Genomic DNA, 19574 nt, shown 5'->3' on the forward strand with positions numbered 1-19574 from the left:
TCTTTTAAGTTCTTTTGTCATATTATTTTACTTTTTATGAGGTTAATAATATGTCAAGCTATTTCAGTATAAGACATATAGTCCGATTGAGGGTTCTGAACACCCTAAAAATACCTTATATTTTTTCTATTTGTGAGGTTCCAGAAGTGTTAAAATTAGGGAAGAAAAACGGACAAAATCAGGCGTTTTTACCCTTCAAAAATTCTTAATGTGACATGAGTAAGATGAACTCACAGTAACAGTATTTTCTCCTTATGCAGGTGAGGCTTAGCTCGCAGTGGCATTAGTTGCAAGTTCGTGAAATCTTAAGACGATTGTATTTTAGTGCGAGACTCCTTGAAGATGGGGCGGAATGTTAGATGCTCACATCAAAACAAAGGGAATAAAAGAGCCTTCTCTTGTGAGTTTGTTTGCTCAAATAGATACATTAAAAGCGATAAATGCTGACATTTTGTCTTTTATTTTATGAGAGATAACAGGATATGCGCCAAAATGGCACAGTTTCTTCGTTGGTACGCTCCTTGCAACAATGGTTAGTGAACTCGAAAGAGCAAATAAAAATAAACAATATAAAAATAGGAGGAAATGATTATGTTACCAGTAAGAAACAGAAATTCATGGTTACCAAGTGTGTTTGATGATTTTTTTGATACCGGTCTTGCACCAAGATTGAACAGTACAGCACCTGCAATCAACGTCATTGCTCATGACGGTGAGTATGTGGTAGAGTTGGCTGCACCCGGCTTGAAGAAAGATGATTTTATCGTGAATATCGATAATGATGGAAATTTGACTATCAAGATGGAAAAGAAGGTGGAGAACAAAGAAGAGGACAAGAAGGCTCACTACTTGCGTAGAGAGTTCAGTTACTCGAGTTTTGAGCAGACACTGATTTTGCCAGATGACGTAGACAAAGAGAAAATTTGCGCAAAAATGTCGGATGGTGTCTTGACCGTTACCTTGCCGAAACGTGAGGAAATTGTACAGACATTAGGCAAGCAAATCACCGTTGAGTAATCATTACTTTGGTATTTAGACAGAGAAAGCCCTGCAATCTAAACGGATTGTGGGGCTTTTACGTGGATGAAAATTGTGAAGTATTCTTGTATTTATAAGGTGTAGATGATGCGTAAGTCAGAAAATTGCAGTACCTTTGCATAAGATAGGCTGCGCCTCACCAAAACAAGTAAACTTCTTTTGGTTTCGGCTTGCACTATCTTTGCAATAAAAGATTTTTATATAACAGGTAACAATAATTATGGCAAAGAAAGCTTTATTGATGATCCTCGATGGATGGGGAATAGGAGACAAGGGTAAAGGCGACGTGATAAGTAATACGCCGACACCTTATTTAGATTATCTGAATGCTACATGCTCGCATTCGCAGTTGCAGGCTTCGGGTGAGAATGTAGGATTGCCCGATGGACAGATGGGTAACTCGGAGGTAGGACACTTGAATATTGGTGCAGGACGTGTGGTGTATCAGGATTTGGTGAAGATTAACAGAGCCTGTAAAGATGGGTCAATTCTGCAAAATCCTGAAATCGTTTCTGCCTATACGTATGCACAGAAAACGGGGAAGAAGCTTCATTTAATGGGATTGACCAGCGATGGTGGTGTTCACTCCTCTTTGGATCATCTATATCAGTTGTTGATCATCTCTAAAAAATACGGTCTCAAAAATACGTATGTACATTGTTTCATGGACGGACGCGACACAGACCCGAAGAGTGGAGTTGGCTTTATTGAGGCTTTGCAGCATGTTTGTGAAACGAACGATGCGCACATTGCCAGTATCATAGGGCGCTTTTATGCCATGGATCGTGACAAGCGATGGAATCGAGTGAAAGAGGCTTACGACTTGTTGGTAAGTGGTGTGGGTAAGAAAGCAACGGACATGGTGCAGGCGATGCATGAGAGTTATGCCGAAGAAGTGACCGACGAATTTATCAAACCCATCACCAACGCTACTGTTCAAGGACAGATAGAAGAGGGTGATGTGGTGATTTTCTTCAACTTCCGTAACGACCGTGCCAAAGAACTCACACAGGTGTTGACCCAAACCGATATGCCCGATGAGGGAATGCACACCATTAAGGACTTGCAATATTACACGATGACGCCCTACGATGCTAACTTTAAGAATGTGCATGTGCTGTTCCCGAAGGAAAATGTAGAGATGACATTGGGCGAATATCTTAGCAGTCTGGGCAAAAGACAGTTGCATACAGCGGAGACGGAGAAGTATGCACACGTTACATTCTTCTTCAATGGAGGACGTGAGGAGCCTTACAAGGGAGAGGATCGTATCTTAGTCAATTCGCCCAAGGTAGCGACTTACGACTTAAAGCCCGAGATGAGTGCCTACGAAGTGAAAGACAAACTGGTGGATGCCATTGGTACACAACAGTACGATTTCATTGTAGTGAACTTTGCCAACGGTGATATGGTGGGACATACGGGTGTGTATAACGCCATCGCCAAGGCGGTTTGGGCAATCGACCATTGTGTGAAAGAGGTGATAGAGGCTGCCAAAGCCAACGATTATGAGGCCATCATCATTGCCGACCATGGTAATGCGGATCATGCAATTAACGAGGATGGCACGCCCAACACGGCACACTCGCTCAATCCTGTACCATTTATTTATGTGACAGACAACAACAGTGCCACCGTGAAGGACGGCAGATTGGCTGACGTGGCACCGTCTATATTGCACATCATGGGCTTGGAACAACCAGAAGCCATGACAGGTGAAAATCTGATAACCGACTGATTCTTGAATTTTTAAGGCTGGTTCTATAAATTAGCTTTGTTAGTTTTTGAGCTTATTTATAGAACCAGTCTATATGTAGTTAAGCTGTATCAATCTTGAGGATATGGAAGTACAGATAGAAGAAAGTTGGAAAGCGCATTTGCAGCAAGAGTTTGACAAACCTTACTTTGCCAAACTGACCGAGTTTGTGCATGCCGAGTACAGCCAGTTTGCGTGCTATCCTCCCGGAAAACTCATTTTCAACGCCTTTAATCTCTGTCCGTTCGATCAGGTGAAAGTAGTGATTATCGGGCAAGACCCTTATCATGAACAGGGTCAGGCACACGGTTTGAGTTTCTCTGTTAATGACGGTGTGCCGTTTCCACCTTCGTTGCAAAACATCTTTAAGGAGATACAAGCCGACTTGGGACTGCCTATTCCGACAACAGGTAACTTGACTCGCTGGGCGAAACAGGGCGTGATGCTCCTCAATGCCACACTCACCGTGAGGGCGCATGCAGCAGGAAGCCACCAGCGAAGAGGGTGGGAAACGTTTACAGATGCTGTCATTAAGGTGTTGAGCGACCATAAAGAGCACTTGGTGTTCTTGTTGTGGGGCGGTTATGCGCGTTCAAAATCCTATCTCATTGACAAGCACAAACACTGTGTTTTGGAAAGCGTACATCCCTCACCGCTATCTGCCAATCGAGGCGGCTGGTTTGGTAATCATCATTTCTCACGCTGCAATGAATACTTAATACAGCAGGGCATTGAACCCGTGAAATGGTAAAAACTTCTCAATGTATGAACCATTCATATCCTCCCATTATACAAGTAGGCAACGTCTTGGTGTCTCCAGATGTTTTCACGCAAAAGTTTTGTTGTGATTTAGAGGTGTGTCATGGCGCTTGTTGCATTGAAGGCGATGCAGGAGCTCCTGTCACTATTGAGGAAATTGCAGGCATCGAAGAGAACGTGGATGCTGTGTGGAACGAGCTTTCTGCTTCGGCTCAATCGGTAATTGACCAGCAAGGCGTGGCTTATATCGATAGAGAGGGCGACATGGTAACCAGCATCGTCGGTAGCAAGGATTGTATTTTTACTTGTTACCAAGAAGGGTGTTGCCTTTGTGTGTTAGAAAGAGCTTACCGAAAAGCAGAGATTGATTTTTGTAAGCCCATCTCCTGTGCGTTATACCCCATTCGGGAAAAGGCGTTGGGAAATGGACTTGTTGGACTGAATTACCACCGTTGGAAGATTTGCCAATGTGCAGTGGAGAAAGGTAAAGAGCTCAATTTGCCGCTTTACCAATTTCTCAGAGAGCCTTTGATACGCCGCTTTGGGCAGCAATGGTATGACGAATTGTGTGTGGTGGCACAGCAATTGGCGCATCAAGATTTTCTATAACTCGAAGGAGACATCCCTGTTCGGTCCTTAAAGTATTTGCCCAAAAAGCTTTGGTTGGGGAAGTTCATGTCTTTCGCAATTTCTTTGATATTCTTTGCGGAGTTCTTTAATTGTACTCGTAGCTCCGTAGTTACATAACTATCAATCCAACTGTTTGGCGTTTCTCGGCTCACCTTCTTCACCGTTTCCGACAAATATTTAGGGGTAATCTTTAATTGTTCGGCATACCATCCTACTCTTCGAATCACTCGGAAGTTTTGTTCAACTAATTTAATGAAATCAGAAAAGATTTTCTCTCCTCGACTTTGCTTAAAGTTTGTTTGGTCTTGTTGATTGTACCAAATGTAGTTTCCCATATCGTAGATAAGGGCACCAAGTAATGAACAAACGATTTCTCTTCGAAAGCGGTGATTGACATCGATAACCTTCTTTTGCGTCATTCTATAAATGTCCAAGAAGGAATTGGCATTTTGTTGTTCTAAATGCAACACAGGATGTGTTTTCGAGTAGATGAACAGTGAGGAAATTTTGTTTACTCCCCTGGAGATATCCTGCATGAAGTTCTCGGATGCCAACATGGCAATGCCTTTGAAATCGTGACTGAGCATATAGTCACTGACTACCTGTCCGTCACTCAAAATAAGTATATCGTTCTCTGAAATGACACATTCTTTAGTGTCAACGGTGTATTGTGCACGCCCTTTAAGGCACATCCCAACCAAAACACAATTCATTTTGCGTGGCTCGAGTGGGAAAGGAAGATCCTCTAATCGGTCGAATAATAATAAATCGTCGCCAATGAAGGTAGATATTTTGGTGATTTCTTTGATGCGTTTAATCGTTAGTTTCGCTATACTATTTCTTTCCATAATTGTTTTTGGTTTTGTATATTTGTCAATGACACTTCCTTAGAAGAATGTAAAATTCATTAAACACACTTCTATATTCCGTACAAAGGTAGCGAAAATTTGGAATGTAACCGCACATTTATCTGTTAATATTGGTAGCTTTGATGGAAATATGGGACAACTTCTAATCCTTCTACCTGTTGAATCTGCTCGGGTTTGAAATCTTTATCGCCTGAAATCAAAACTCGATAGACATCTTTTACCGCAAAACGAGGGTAGGCTTGTTCGTCAAGTTCACCGTTGCAGGTATAGGTGAGTCCATTAAATTGTATTTTCTGTCCACGCTTAGCGCCACGCAGTGTCACACGAACTTGTCCCTTAAATGCTTTATCAAACTGGTAATAAACGCTATCTCCAACGACATCAAAATAACGAGGTGTCTGAATTTTACTCACCTTCACAGCGGGATATCCAGCAAAATAATAGGAATAGGGAAGAGAAGAACCCTCAACGGCTGTTGCCGATTGCCAGGTTGCGACGTCTACATCTTCGGAATTCCATTTTGCACCATACTCATAACCATCATCCTTTTCTCCTCCATCCAAGGTCAAGGATGTGGTAGCAGTTCGTGTGAGCCAATTCTCGTCAGACTGTAAATATGTGTATTCATTATTTACATAACGTGCATGCAGCGCTATGGCTACCTGTTGCCTTTCAAGATGTGTCCATGAGGGTACATACCAAATAGCGATGACGTTGTTGCCAGGCTGTAGAAAACGAGTAACATCCAGTGTGATGCATATTGGTTCGCCGTCGTTATTGGAACGAGCAGGAAACCACAGTGCTGTTGATATGTTTCGCTCGTTGATGTATGCGTTCACCTTTCCTGTACTGGCAATAGTCATCGTGGCATGTGTGGGATAATCTTTCAGCTTCCAATCTTGCCTAAACCATACTTCCGAGGTACTGTCTGCCTGTGGGCAAGCAATCCACTGTAGGTTGAAAGATTGTGCAATACTGACTTTGATGCACATTCCTAAGAAGATGATGAGTAGTGATTTTTGCATTGTCAGATATTTGCTCTTTTCTATAGACTATGATGTTTGGTGTTCAATCTCAGAAAAATCGTTGTACAAAAGTAAACATTTCTTTCCAATCTTTGTCAGTGATAAGCATAAAAAAACGAGGATGTGCTTTGTGGTGCATACATCCTCGTGTGTGTTCTTTCTCGTGTGAAGGCTTATTGCTTAATCATCTTCTTGCCATTTCTGATGTAGAAGCCAGCAGGTAAACTTTCTATCGAAGTACCTACATACTGTCCTTGCAGGTTGTAGATGCGGGTATCAGTGCTGTTGTGATCTTGCTCAACGCCATTGATACCAGTCTCCTTTGACAATCTTCCAAACGCTTTGATTTCTTTGAGTGCCAACGAGGTGGCGCCCTTCATCTGTGCTTCGGTAAATTCAAAGCGGATATATGGTTGGTGAATAGGATTCTTTAGGCGAATAGTACTCTTGTTATAATAAGGTATACGTACCTTTTCAAACGCTGTCCAGTCCTTTCCGTTGTCACTCACCCAAATGGTTACCTTGCCTGCATTGTAGTTTCGCGATTGCTTTTTGTTGCCTATGATGGCTTGAACAAGGCATAATGTCTCGATACATCTTCCAGATGAGCTGTTCTGCACATCAATGGTATGTGGATAAGGCACACCGTCTTTACTCCGCCACTGTGAGTATTCATTCCCATCTACAGCGTTGCTTGCTTTTTGCTTTGCGTTGCTATTCTCATCTGAACAGCTCTTGAAGGTGAGCTGTACAGGCTGCTCAAGACTGGCATCGCTAGCTTTCGTTCCGTAAAAATCAACCGTATTCAGCGTCATGAGGTTTCCTTGCCATGCGTTTTCGTTGAAGGTTAGGCGCATATAGCGTTTTGTCACTGGCTTCATGAGGTTGATGGCAGGACTTTGCATATCTAAGAAATGATGGTTGTTGTCAAGCATTTCCCACTGATTCATATCATCACTTTGCTCAACGGTTACGCTGACAGCCCTGTATCGGCTTTCTCGTTTGTTCATTATCTTCAAGGCGTGAATGACGTCAAGGCTTGCCCTGTCGATGGTGAAGCTATGAGGAAATCCCTTTTCGCCACCAGAATATTGACTATGCCAAAATGTGCTTTCATCAGCATCGAGCGCCAGTTCTGCAAATCCGTTGCCGTATTGTTCGCTCTGTGTCTCTTCATCACTCACCTTTACAATGCGGTATGAAGACCTATCCAACGAAGTGTAACCGTTGATCTTTTCCCCTTCGGCAGGTGAGAAGTCAATGGCAAACACGCCTCGTGACGATACCCAGGCATCTCCACCAGGACCAAAATTGTTGCGAGTGGCATTACATCCACGTCCAGACTGGTCAGGAATGTTAGTCCCGTCCTCAATGGTATTGAATTGATAGTAGCACTTTAACTGGTTGTCGCTAACGGCTTTGGTTAGCTCTGTACCACTCAGAGGAGCAATGCAGTAACGGCATAGGTCGGTTTGACTGAGTGTTTTTCCCCAAACCCTGAACTCATCAAAGATGCCGTCGGCTTGTGCTTCGCCTCCTACTCGTACCTTTACAATGTTGTCTGTGTTGTTGCTATTGGAGAGAGTGAACGACTTGAACAAGGTTCCGTCACGATACAATCTCACCGTAGTTCTATCCGCAGTGATGGCGTAGTGGTGCCATTGTCCGGAAATGATGAAATCATCGTTGATTTGGAAAGTCTGGTCGCCCACCTTCAATGTCGCACCTCCCTTGGGTTGTGCTATTAGGCTTGCCACCTCCGAGCCATTGGTACTCAGTGCATAGACGCCATTCGATGCCGATGAGGCAAATGTTGGCTTCAGCCAATAATCAATAGTCCAATCGGTATTGATATTGTACAACTGACCTGTAGTCATCGTTTTGTATGACTTGTTGCCGACTATCGAGAAATTCAAGCCACGTTGTGCGTCTGCATTACATACAATGACAGCTTGATCCTTTACCAACTTGTCGCTCCCCTGCGCATTTCCAACGGTGTAATACAATTTGTACACGCCTGCTCGTTCTGGCTTGAAGCGATATGGATTGCCTGTTCCATTGTACACCTGATTATGACTTACTAATGACCAGTAGAACTCTGTTGGCTCATATTTGGAGGCGTCTGTCAGCGTCACCTCTTCGTTTTTCAGTACTACTTGGTCATCTTTATTTGTCTTATAACCAGCCTTGGGAGCCGAAGCAGCCACGTTGAGGTGTTTTTCCTGCGTGTACTTCTTGCCTTCGGCAGATGTTACGGTAAGGGTAACTGTATGTGTGCCGGCCTTCATGAACACGGCAGAAATGTTGCGATGGTCAGAGGTTTTTATGTCGGCTCCATCTAATTGCCAAGCGTAGGTACAACCCGACACTTCGTTCTTTGCCAAGAATGATACTCGTTCGGACGCCTTTACTGTCTCGTTGGTTATCGTAAAGTCAGCCGAAGGTTCTATGGCTTTGACATTGACTTGGTGGGTTGTCTGCTGCGTTTGCCCATTGATGTCGGTTGTTGTCAGTGTAACGGTTTGGTTACCTGTTGCATTGAATTTGAAACTTGCATCGTGTGCCGTGGTTTGTGCAGGTGTTGCACCTGTGGCAGTCCATGTTCTCTTCATGACACCTACCGATGTCGTAGCCGATAATGTAACCACATCGCCCTTGTTTACCTGTGTTGGTCCTTGAAAGGTAGCAGAGGGTAAGGCTTGTTTACGAATGGTCTCATTGTTTGCTTGTGCTGTGTTGTGTGCGCCATTGGATAAGAATTTGGCATGGTTGCCGTGGGCTGCATCAACCAAGAGTGTGCGTCCATTCTTTTTGATGGTGTTCATTTTGAAATAAGCTAACAATCCCTTCTCACTTCCTGGATTGGCAATAGGAGTTTGGTAGTTGTCTTTTATCTCTTGTGCAGTACGAGCTACTTCCCATATTCGCAGGTCGTCAATGCATCCATGCAATCCATCGTTATTGGTTGCCCCAAAAAGAAGTCCATCCGATATGGCAGGCATGCCACTGTGGAACTGTGAACTGAATTGCCCCTTGCGTTCGCCATTGGCATACAGTGTCATGGTGTTACCATCAATTACCAATGCGATGTGTGCCCATTTGTTGGTCTGTAAAATGGGTTCAGAGTCGCTTCGGTTGCCATTTTGCGTGTTCCAGCCAAAAGTAAGTGTACGGTTGTTGTTGGCATGTAGCCAGAATGTACCCCATCCGGCACCAACTTTTTGGTTCCAGTCGTACACGGATGAAGGCTTGAGCCAATACTCTATCGTAAATTTTTGGTGGGGCTTGGATGTTACGTTAGGCACAATGAACCCACCGCTGCTTTTGAATTGCTGAACATCGTTGTCGTAAACGGCATCTGCATTTTGTGGCAATGCAGCTGAGTTGGATGCGGCGCTTAGCTTTTGCTTGCCATTTATCTTGTACGAAGCCTTGACATAGAAAGAGCCGTCTGTTGATGTTGGCGCATAATGGGTGGATGTTGTCTCGGTGATTTTATTTCCGTTTTGGTAAACAATATATGTCTCAGGCTTGGATAATCCGTTTATTGGTTCAGCCCATGCAAGCTGTTTGTTGTCATCGAATGCTAAGTTGTAGGGCGCATTAACCGATTCTTGCGTCACTACACCCGACACACAAGTGGTCTGTCCACCGTTCTTAATAGGAACGTCTTCATTGCATATAGGCATTTCCACACCCTTTTCGTTCATAGCATAATCGATGATGCTTACCGATTTCACACTTCCTTTACCTGTTGCGGTACCCTTACTGTTGATGGTGAGGAAATATTTTACGGGGCGTGAAAAGTCTATTCCTTCACAAAGGTCGGTCAAGTCTACACCAAACTCCATTGGCTCGTGGTGCATTTTGCCATCCGCCCATCGTCCAAGTAGCGGTGTTTCGGCATCAGCAGGGTCTTTATCCCCATCGCCAGTATAGTTGATATACCTAAACACAGACTCTTTTTGTGGTTTTGTAGCCGTGGGGTCTTGACTTACGCCAACCTTCACACTGATTTCCGACCGCTTGCTGTATTGCATGGTTACTTTCATAGTTTGTTGCGGCACATAGTTCTGGCGGAGGTAGTACACCTCTGGCCACCAGCCGCCACCCGTATATACCTCTACTTTTGAGCCGTCATCATTGGTCAAGATGTGTTTGTCCGTCTTGCTGTTGGTTACTCCTCCTGCCATGGGGTAGGGTACGTAGCACAACCCTTTATCTGCCCAATCGCCCCATGAGTTAGCAAAAATCCATGCGCCTCGCTCGTCTTGACCTAAGCGATTCTTTTCCTCGCCATATACGCCATTCTTGTCTAAGTCGAACACCACACGGTCGTCGTAGCCCACTAAGGTAATGGCGTGGTCAGCAGTGTCAAACCTCCACCTCTCAATGTAATGCTTACCAACGACGCCTGCCTTTCTGTTGGCGTCCACATCGGCTACCGTTTGCATGACGCAGCCCGATATACCACAGCCCAAACCAGCAATGCCACCTACAATATGGGTACCATTTTCATCGGTAATGGTAGGCCATGAGGGGTCGCCATTATGGTTGAATAGCCAACGTTTGATAGCTTCCATTCCCTCAGGGGTGTTCGATCCTTTAGGAAAGTTAGCCGTTCCTGTGATGCGGTTGAACATGGCGTTGTGCCAACTGTCATAGCCTTGCATCCATCCAGCGTCATTAGAATCAACTTCGTATGCTCCGTAGATGCTGCTGATGTCCCAACCTCCGTACACATCGCCAGTAGGATAGCCTATATACTGTGCCATGTGGTCTTTGCTAAGTCCGTTGTACGAAAACGGATACTCAAAATGTGGTGGCAATCGATGTTCAATCTTCGATGCGTCAGAGAGCCTAAAAGCATTCCATTCGTATGTCATCATGTAGCCAATACGTGATGATGCACCACACGACCCACCTGTTTGTCCGAAGATAGGTGGGAACCATTTGGCATTGGCATTGTTGACATAAACGGGCAGCGGGGTGCTCGTTGCTCGGGTGTGCATGTCTGCTTTGCCTGCTTTTCCACTGATGTTACGCATCAGCGAAGGGTCTGGGGCGTAAGTAGGTGAATAATCCTTGTATTTGCTCTTGTCCACTTTCTCAAACTGTTGTGCTGAAGTGCCAAGGGCAGTAGATAAAAATGCAAGTAGTAAAAGTTGAAACTTCATGAATATTGTTCTTATGATAATGATGGTTAGTAATTTCCTACATTCTTATATGATAATAGGTTTGTTCAATTATTTTTATAAGGTATTGCAAAAATACACCTTTTTCTTCAAATAAATGATATTATGTTCAAATACTATTACCTTTTTGATATGAAAATTGAGCGTAACATCGATATTTGAATCAAATGTCATTATGTGGGTGTACGCATGAGACTATCCTGTTTCAAAATATAGTTTGGGTAATAGTTTTCGGGCGATTTACATTAGTGGTATTTTGGATGTTTGGACTAAGATATTGATATTTTGCAGGTTATTAGTAAAAGATTGTTTGCCTGTGATACCTTTTTATATGGTATAGGCGATGTAGAAAATAAAAACAAAAACCGCATCTTCATGATGTTGAGATGCGGCTTTTGTGAAAATATCCTACCGAAAGAGGCATTTGCCTTTGATGATGAGCTATATTTAGGCTGGTTCTATAAATTACCACCGCACATAGTCATCAAATGTTTATGAAATACGTTTTGTTATCTTTTGGCTTCTTTTTGGTTCAAAATGTAAGTTCGTTCAGTCGTGTAGCTCGCTACACTCCTTCATTCTCTTGCATTTTGACCTCAAAAATAAGCTCAAAATCTAACAAAGCTAATTTATAGAACCAGCCTTTATAGGTGCGCCAACTCGATAACTTTGTCGACTGCCGCGCTGATGCCGTCTACATCTTTGCCGCCAGCCGATGCAAAATGAGGTTGTCCGCCACCGCCTCCCTGAATGAGTTTGGCTGCCTCACGAACCATTTGACCAGCGTTCAAGCCATGATCTTTCACCATATCGTCACTTAACATGACACTCAATAGCGGCTTTTGATGTGCTGTAGAACCGATGACGCAAAGCAAATGCGACGGTATGGCCTCACGAATCTTGAACACCAAGTCCTTGGCAGCGTTGCCATCGATAGGTAATACCGCCTTGATAACGGTAACGCCATTGATAGTCTCAGCACGTCTGATGAGTTCGTCTTTGGTTCTTTGCACCGCTTGTGCTTGGAACTGTTCTATCTCCTTGCGCATGGTGTCGTGTTCGTCCATGTACTTTACGATGACTCCTTTCAAGTCCTTGGCATTATTGAACAAGCTGCGGATGGCCTTCACCGTGTCTTCTATGGCATACATTGCTTCTTCGCACTTGCGACCAGTAATGGCTTCGAAGCGACGAACACCAGCAGCTACCGAACTTTCGGATAGGATTTTGAACAGTCCGATGCGTCCCGTACTCTTGGCGTGAATGCCTCCGCAGAACTCACATGATGGTCCGAAGCGCACTACTCGTACCTTGTCGCCATATTTTTCACCAAACAATGCAACGGCTCCCATTTCTTTTGCCTCTTCTATTGGTGTGTCACGATGTTCGTCCAAGGGGATGTCTTGACGTATAAGGTCGTTCACCAACCGTTCTACCTGTCTGATTTCCTCGTCGGTTACCTTTTGGAAATGCGAGAAATCGAAGCGCAACGTGTCGGGCGATACATACGATCCCTTTTGCTCCACATGGTCGCCAAGCACCTGTTTGAGTGCATAATCCAGCAGGTGAGTGGCTGTATGGTTTGCAGCACAGGCGTCACGTTTGTCAGTATCCACGCAAGCCATGAAGTCTGCCTCGGGATGTTGTGGCAGTTGCTTAATGATGTGAATGCTTTGGTTGTTCTCACGTTTGGTGTCTATCACGTCCACCGTCTCGTGCTCACTCACCAAGACACCTTGGTCGCCTACCTGTCCTCCCATTTCTCCATAGAAGGGTGTGAAGTCTAAGATGACCTCGTAAAAACTGTTTTTTTTCTGGGTTACCTTGCGATACTTCAAGATGTGGCATTCGTATTCGGTATAGTCGTAGCCCACAAACTGCTGTTCGCCTTGTCTTATTTCTACCCAGTCGCTGTTTTCCACTTGTGCGGCATTGCGGGCGCGGTCTTTCTGTTTCTGCATTTCCGCATGGAACTGTTGCTCGTCAACGCTGAATCCGTGCTCTCTACATATCAGTTCCGTGAGGTCGAGCGGAAAGCCATAGGTGTCGAAAAGGCGGAAGGCTTGTTCGCCGTCGATTTGCGACTTGCCTGCTTTCTTCAGCTCATCCATGGCGTTGCTCAACAGGTTGATACCCTTTTCGAGTGTTCGCAAGAACGAGTCTTCCTCTTCTTTCATCACCTTGCCAATCAACTCACGTTGGGCAACGAGTTCAGGATATGCTCCTCCCATTTCGTCTACGAGTACTGGGAGTAATTTATATACAAAGGCTTCGCGCTGCCCCAAGAACGTGTAAGCATAGCGAACGGCACGTCGGAGGATGCGACGAATGACGTAACCCGCCTTGGCATTGCTGGGCAGTTGCCCATCAGCGATGGAGAAAGCTACGGCTCTAAGGTGGTCAGCCACTACACGCATCGCCACATCTACATCTTCTTGCTCGCCATATTTCTTGCCCGATAGGCGTTCCATCTCATGGATGAATGGTTGAAAGATGTCGGTGTCGTAGTTAGAATTCTTTCCTTGCAGCATTCTGACTAATCGCTCGAATCCCATTCCGGTATCAATAACGTTCATGGAGAGTGGCTCCAAAGAACCATCGGCCTTGCGATTGAACTGCATGAATACGATGTTCCAAATCTCAATGACCTGTGGGTGATCCTTGTTCACCAATTCCCGTCCGGGTAGTTGTGCTTTCTCTTCGTCCGAACGCGAGTCTACGTGTATCTCCGAACAAGGGCCGCAAGGACCCGTATCTCCCATTTCCCAAAAGTTGTCGTGCTTGTTGCCATTGATGATATGGTCGGCTGGCAGGTGCTTGCGCCAATACTTCTCTGCCTCGCTGTCATGTGGGATGTTTTCTTCGGGTGAGCCTTCAAACACCGTCACATACAAATCTTTTGGATCCAAGTGCAGTACGTCCACCAAATATTCCCACGCATAATCAATGGCACCTTCCTTAAAATAGTCGCCAAAACTCCAGTTGCCGAGCATTTCGAACATCGTGTGGTGGTAAGTGTCTCGTCCCACTTCCTCAAGGTCGTTGTGCTTTCCACTCACGCGGAGGCACTTTTGCGAGTCAGCTCTGCGGCGTGGCTCTGGTTGTTTGTTGCCCAGGATGATATCCTTCCATTGGTTCATGCCTGCATTGGTAAACATCAGGGTGGGGTCGTCTTTGATAACCATGGGTGCCGAAGCCACGATGGTGTGTCCTTTCGACTCAAAGAATTTCTTGAACGATTCACGTATCTCGTTTGCTGTCATCATTGTCATTTATATTTTTGTTCGTGCAATGTGTAAATGTTTCACTTCTTTATTAAGGAGCAAAATTATAAAAAAAAGCAGGAAGCACCAAAATTATCTGTTGAAATTGGTACGAGGCGCTTTGGATAAAAGCAATGAAGAGATTAAGGGATTTTCAAGTATCTATTTGGGGAAATTGATTACACAGTAGGGTGGAAAAGGGTATGTTTTGTCCTAAAAAATGACAAAAAAGAGGGTTATAGAAATTCTCAAAATAGAGAAACACAGAGGGGTTGAAGTCATGATTTCATGCCTTGAAAGTACACATTGCATGCTTCGCTGGGATTGGAGCATTGAGATAATGCCGTTATTAGCATGCTTTAGCATCGCTATTTGCATGACTTAATGGCATTGGAAACAGTAGATAACGCCACAAAATGAATGCTTTTGGGCTTGAAGCATTGGTGTAATCCCTGTTTTTATTTGTTGGATTTTGTTAATGTGTTGATTCATAGGTTATTATGAAAGTTCTCCATTTTTGGCGTATTTTCGCCCGCAGTGCATGTTGTTTGTAAATATTGCCAGCATTTTGGTGCTGTTGTCAATAAAAATGACAATGCACAGCAGGAGATTGAGCGGCACAATTTTCCCATTCCTTTTGCTCTTTCAGAGCGCTAAATAGAAGTTCAACCGTACCCAGAGCGTTGCTCTGGGCTATATACCTTTTGGGCTTTCAGCCCGTCTTTGCTGTGTGCCAATTCTCCATAGTAAATGGTGATGAATTCAATGTTATTGCGCAGCAACCCCGATAACGGGGAAATTGGGGGACGAAATTCCAAAACGTCCATAGCCATAGATATTGTGCAGCATCCGATGTGTCGTGCAATGGCGGGGCGAAGTTCGAAAAAAAATAAAGTTCTCTTTCAAGGTGGAGAGGAGAATTCATAATCAAGTGTGGTACGGAATGTGATTGAACAAGTTCCTTTCCTCATCCTATTCGTATTAAGCCCGCATTGCCGCTAAAACCTTTTGAAAGATGCAAGTCACGGAACTGCTGCTGTGATGAAACGGAAGTAACATTTCTCATCATCGCAACGGAATGGCACGGAACGACACGGACGTGTCGTATAATCTCGAAAAATTCTGTAGCGGCATGCAGTGCATCCAATGAATAAAGGCAATAGCGTGTATTGCAGCAGTCATGGTTACGGGCAGTGGCGGGGCGAAGCCCCAATAGGATTATAGCCAGGGCATTCGCCCTGGGTAAAAGGTTATCAATTCATTGGCGCGCTGTAAGCGCAACAGGAGGCAGTGAGGCATTGTTTTTATCTTTCCTTTTGCTCTTTCAGAGCGCTAAATAGAAGTTCAACCGTACCCAGAGCGTTGCTCTGGGCTATATTCCTTTTGGGCTTTCAGCCCGTCTTTGCTGAAATGCAACAGTGCAAATTCTGGTAACATCTTCCCAAAGTTGTTGTTACAGGATATACGCTTGTTGGGCTGTCTGCCCGTTTTTGCTGTGTGCCAATTCTCCATAGCAAATTGTTATGAATTAGTTTTTATTGTGCAGCATCCGATGTTACGGGCAGTGGCGGGGCGAAGCCCCAATAGGATTATAGCCCAGGGCAATCGCCCTGGGGGTACGATTATTAGCTTATTAGCGCGCTGTAAGCGCAACAGGAGGTAGTGAGTCATTGTTTTTATCTTTCCTTTTGCTCTTTCAGAGCGCCAGGTAGATCGTCAACTTGTACCCAGAGCGTTGCTCTGGGCTATATTCCTTTTGGGCTTTCAGCCCGGTTTTGCGGCAATGCAAATAGCACAATTGCTGGAGATATTTTCCAAAAGGTATTGCCATGAGATATATCCTTGCTTGGCTTTCAGCCCGTTTTTGCTAAGAAGTAAACCACATCCACTGTTGACACCTCTCTCAGAGCGTTGCTCTGGGCTATGCGCCTTTTAGTCTTTCAGTCTGTTTTTGATGTGTGCAAACAGCGCAATTGCTGCGACTTGCCTCAATGATGCTTCACTGGGATAACAATGGGTGGACTTATGCAGAGAGAGAAAGAATGAATGAAATGTGACAGGAGGGTGTAGCATATTCGGCAAACGTATGTTTCCGATAAAGAAAAAGTGCTTTCTTTATTTTGCTGACGTATAATTCGAAAATTTTATCTACATTTGCAAAAAGATATATCGCCATGGCACTGAATGCAAACAAGAATGTAAAACTCTATTATTCTATCAAGGAAGTTGCCCAAATGTTTGGTATCAACGAAAGTACTTTGAGATATTGGGAGACGGAGTTTCCTAATTTACGTCCAAAGACGGTGGGTTCTAACAAGGTACGACAGTATACCGATGCCAATGTTGAGGACATTCGGATTATTTATAACCTTGTCAAGGTCAGAGGGTTTAAGCTGTCCGCTGCTCGTAAGATGTTGAGTTCTAACCGCAAGGGGGTAGAAACGAGTTCTGAAATTTTGGATACGCTGCTTTCTGTTAGAGATGAATTACAGGAACTGCGTAAGCAGCTGGACGTAATAGTGTGAGGAGACGCTTCTTCTCGTTCACTCGTTCACTAAGCGTTTAGGGCAGTTCTGTCTATTACCACCGTAAAGTTTTTTTTCTGTTGGTCGATTTATGTTTTGTCATCTTGTGGTCTCTTTTTGGTTCAATCTGCTTGTTCGTTCAGTCGTATAGCTCGCTATACTCCTTTCTCTCATAAACAAATTGACCACAAAAACAGCCTCGAAATCTGACAATGCTAATTGATAGACTCGCCCTTTACATAATTTGTTGTAGTTCTTGTAACCCTTCTACTTTTTTCAATCCATTGATAACATTTTTTACTTCCTGACGGTCGTGAACTTTTATCTCAATGACTCCTGTGAAAATGTTTTCATGACTGGAGAGTGTAATCTTGTGCATATTGACATTCATCTCGTCCGAAATGACATCCACCACATCGTGTAGCATGCCTTTTCGGTCGATGCCCTTGATTTCTATCGTGGCATCGAAGAACCTTGTTTTGAGCATATCCCACTTCGCATCCAACAGTCTGTTGCCATAACTCGACTTTAGTTTGCTGGCAACGGGACAGTTGCGCTTGTGTATTTCCACATGGTTTTGATTGTCAATGTAGCCAAGGATGTCGTCACCGGGTATGGGATGACAGCAATTAGGGAAGATGAGCGAATCGATGTTGCTATCGTTAATAATGATAGGCTTTTTCTTATTGTAGGAATCTTCGATGGTTAAAGGCTCAACCGTTTGCTGCTCTTCGCCTTTTTTATCGTGTCCAATGAAAGGAATATACTTGAGCCACTTGCTCGGTGTTCCACCCTTCTTTTTGTTTTGCAGCTCATCAAGATCTTTTTCGGTTAGGATAATCGATTTGTTACCAATGCATAAGAAGAGACTTTCGTGTTTTTTGAGATGATGAAATTCGCACAGTTTGTTGAGTACACCCATGGTCATCTCCATGTCGTTTCGTTCCAACCAAGCCCGAAGGATAACCTCTCCCTCTTTTTGTTTCTCGCGATTATCGCGCCTGAGCATGGCTTGAATCTTTCCCTTTGCTTTGGCTGTTGTGGCAAAATTGAGCCATGAGGGTTGTACACGTTGCGACTTACTGGTAAGAATCTCTACTTGGTCTCCACTTTGGAGCTTGTGACTTAGCGGAACCAACTTATGATTGACTTTGGCGCCAATGCAATGACTGCCGAGGAGAGTATGGATTTGGAAGGCAAAGTCGAGTGCAGTACAGCCTGCTGGCATGGTCTTGATTTCGCCTTTAGGGGTGAATACAAAAATTTCAGAGGCGAAGAGATTCAGCTTAATTGTATCCAAAAAATCCATTGCGTCAGGTTGCGGATCGTCTAAAATCTCTTTGATAGTTCGCAACCACTCATTGAGTTCGCCCTCATCTTCTGTGTATTCGCCATTTTCCTTATATTTCCAGTGAGCCGCAAATCCTTGTTCTGCCACCTCGTTCATACGGTCACTTCGGATTTGAACCTCAATCCACCGTCCCTGTTTGCTCATCAAGGTAACGTGCAGTGCTTGATATCCGTTGGCTTTGGGATGGTTGAGCCAGTCGCGAAGACGGTCGGGATGTGACTTATAGATGCGACTGATAGCCACATATATTTTGAAACATTCATTAATTTCGTCTTCTCTGACCTGCGGTGTGAAGATAATACGAACCGCCAAGATGTCATAGATTTCGTCAAAAGTAATGTGCTTGGTTTGCATCTTATTCCATATCGAATAAGGACTTTTGACGCGAGCCTTTATTTCATAATCGACACCCATGGCGTCGAGTGTCTCTCGAATCGGACCTGTAAACTGTTCGAAAAGGCGTTCTCGCTGTTCTTTCGTAAATGAAAGTTTGTTGGTAATGTCCTGATATTCTTCGGGATGTTCGAATTTGAAACTAAGATTTTCAAGTTCGGTTTTAATCTTGTTCAAACCTAACCTGTTTGCCAATGGCGCATAAATATAGAGTGTTTCTCCAGCAATCTTGTATTGTTTATTAGCGGGTTGCGACTGTAAGGTGCGCATGTTGTGCAGACGGTCGCATATCTTGATAAGTATGACACGAATATCATCACTCATCGTAAGGAGTAGCTTCTTGAAGTTTTCCGCTTGGGCAGATGCTCTATCACCAAAAATGCCACCGCTAATCTTCGTGAGTCCATCGACAATTTGGGCGATTTTGTGACCAAAGATATTTTCAATGTCTTCTACCGTATAATCTGTGTCTTCCACCACATCGTGCAAAAGGGCAGAACTGATACTGGTAGACCCTAAGCCCATCTCCTCGCAGGCTATTTGTGCAACTGCAATAGGGTGGAGGATATAAGGCTCACCTGAAAGACGCCGTACTCCTTTATGCGCTTGACGCGCAAAATTGTAAGCTTTGGTAATGATATCCACCTTTTTTCTGTGGCGTGAAGCTAAGTAGGTATCTAACAGGTGTTGGAATGCGTCTTGAATGATTTTATCTTCATCGACCTGCTTTTGCGTATCTTTCATATCTTGCTCATCCATAATCGTCTTCT

General features: G+C 44.2%; 12 protein-coding genes. 5 read left to right on the forward strand and 7 right to left on the reverse strand.

Going from position 1 to position 19574, the window contains the following annotated elements; all coding sequences use genetic code 11:
- Window positions 1-585 precede the first annotated feature (585 nt).
- From DEM91_RS01305 to DEM91_RS01320, 4 genes are all read left to right on the forward strand, one after another.
- Entirely contained in the window at window positions 586-1017 is a 432-nt protein-coding gene (locus DEM91_RS01305; RefSeq protein WP_025071501.1) for an Hsp20/alpha crystallin family protein, read from the forward strand.
- A 241-nt stretch (window positions 1018-1258) separates the two neighbouring features.
- Entirely contained in the window at window positions 1259-2776 is a 1518-nt protein-coding gene (gene gpmI / locus DEM91_RS01310) for a 2,3-bisphosphoglycerate-independent phosphoglycerate mutase (RefSeq protein WP_249857615.1), read from the forward strand.
- Window positions 2777-2879: 103 nt separating this feature from the next.
- Entirely contained in the window at window positions 2880-3545 is a 666-nt protein-coding gene (gene ung, locus DEM91_RS01315) for a uracil-DNA glycosylase (protein WP_249857616.1), read from the forward strand.
- Between the two features lie 14 nt (window positions 3546-3559).
- Window positions 3560-4162 carry a DUF3109 family protein gene (locus DEM91_RS01320; protein ID WP_249857617.1) on the forward strand — a complete coding sequence of 201 codons (603 nt, stop codon included), beginning with the start codon at window positions 3560-3562 and terminating at the stop codon, window positions 4160-4162.
- On the opposite strand, the gene DEM91_RS01325 is transcribed toward DEM91_RS01320, so the two are convergent.
- The 6 genes from DEM91_RS01325 to DEM91_RS01350 form a co-directional block, all read right to left on the reverse strand.
- Window positions 4147-5031, reverse strand: a complete 885-nt coding sequence (locus DEM91_RS01325) for a helix-turn-helix domain-containing protein (protein ID WP_025071504.1) — start codon at window positions 5029-5031, stop codon at window positions 4147-4149. The genes DEM91_RS01320 and DEM91_RS01325 overlap by 16 nt on opposite strands.
- A 125-nt stretch (window positions 5032-5156) precedes the next feature.
- Window positions 5157-6077: an alpha-L-rhamnosidase N-terminal domain-containing protein gene (locus DEM91_RS01330; protein ID WP_249857619.1), complete on the reverse strand. Its 921-nt coding sequence runs from the start codon at window positions 6075-6077 to the stop codon at window positions 5157-5159.
- 173 nt (window positions 6078-6250) lie between these two features.
- Complete coding sequence (locus DEM91_RS01335) at window positions 6251-11254, reverse strand: LamG-like jellyroll fold domain-containing protein (protein ID WP_249857621.1); 5004 nt, start codon at window positions 11252-11254, stop codon at window positions 6251-6253.
- A gap of 662 nt (window positions 11255-11916) precedes the next feature.
- Entirely contained in the window at window positions 11917-14544 is a 2628-nt protein-coding gene (gene alaS, locus DEM91_RS01340; RefSeq protein ID WP_249857622.1) for an alanine--tRNA ligase, read from the reverse strand.
- 656 nt (window positions 14545-15200) lie between these two features.
- Window positions 15201-15362 (reverse strand): hypothetical protein, encoded by a 162-nt coding sequence (locus DEM91_RS01345; RefSeq protein WP_249857623.1) that lies wholly within the window; start codon window positions 15360-15362, stop codon window positions 15201-15203.
- A 517-nt stretch (window positions 15363-15879) separates the two neighbouring features.
- On the reverse strand, window positions 15880-16047 hold the full coding sequence (locus tag DEM91_RS01350) for a hypothetical protein (protein WP_249857625.1): 168 nt from the start codon (window positions 16045-16047) through the stop codon (window positions 15880-15882).
- A 662-nt stretch (window positions 16048-16709) separates the two neighbouring features.
- Here DEM91_RS01350 and DEM91_RS01355 point away from each other — a divergent pair.
- On the forward strand, window positions 16710-17060 hold the full coding sequence (locus tag DEM91_RS01355; RefSeq protein ID WP_249857627.1) for a MerR family transcriptional regulator: 351 nt from the start codon (window positions 16710-16712) through the stop codon (window positions 17058-17060).
- Between the two features lie 235 nt (window positions 17061-17295).
- Here the strand turns inward: DEM91_RS01355 and DEM91_RS01360 are convergent, their stop codons facing one another.
- Window positions 17296-19563 (reverse strand): RelA/SpoT family protein, encoded by a 2268-nt coding sequence (locus DEM91_RS01360; RefSeq protein WP_249857629.1) that lies wholly within the window; start codon window positions 19561-19563, stop codon window positions 17296-17298.
- Window positions 19564-19574 lie beyond the last annotated feature (11 nt).

This window comes from Prevotella sp. TCVGH, assembly GCF_023522295.1.
GTDB classification, from domain to species: domain Bacteria; phylum Bacteroidota; class Bacteroidia; order Bacteroidales; family Bacteroidaceae; genus Prevotella; species Prevotella timonensis.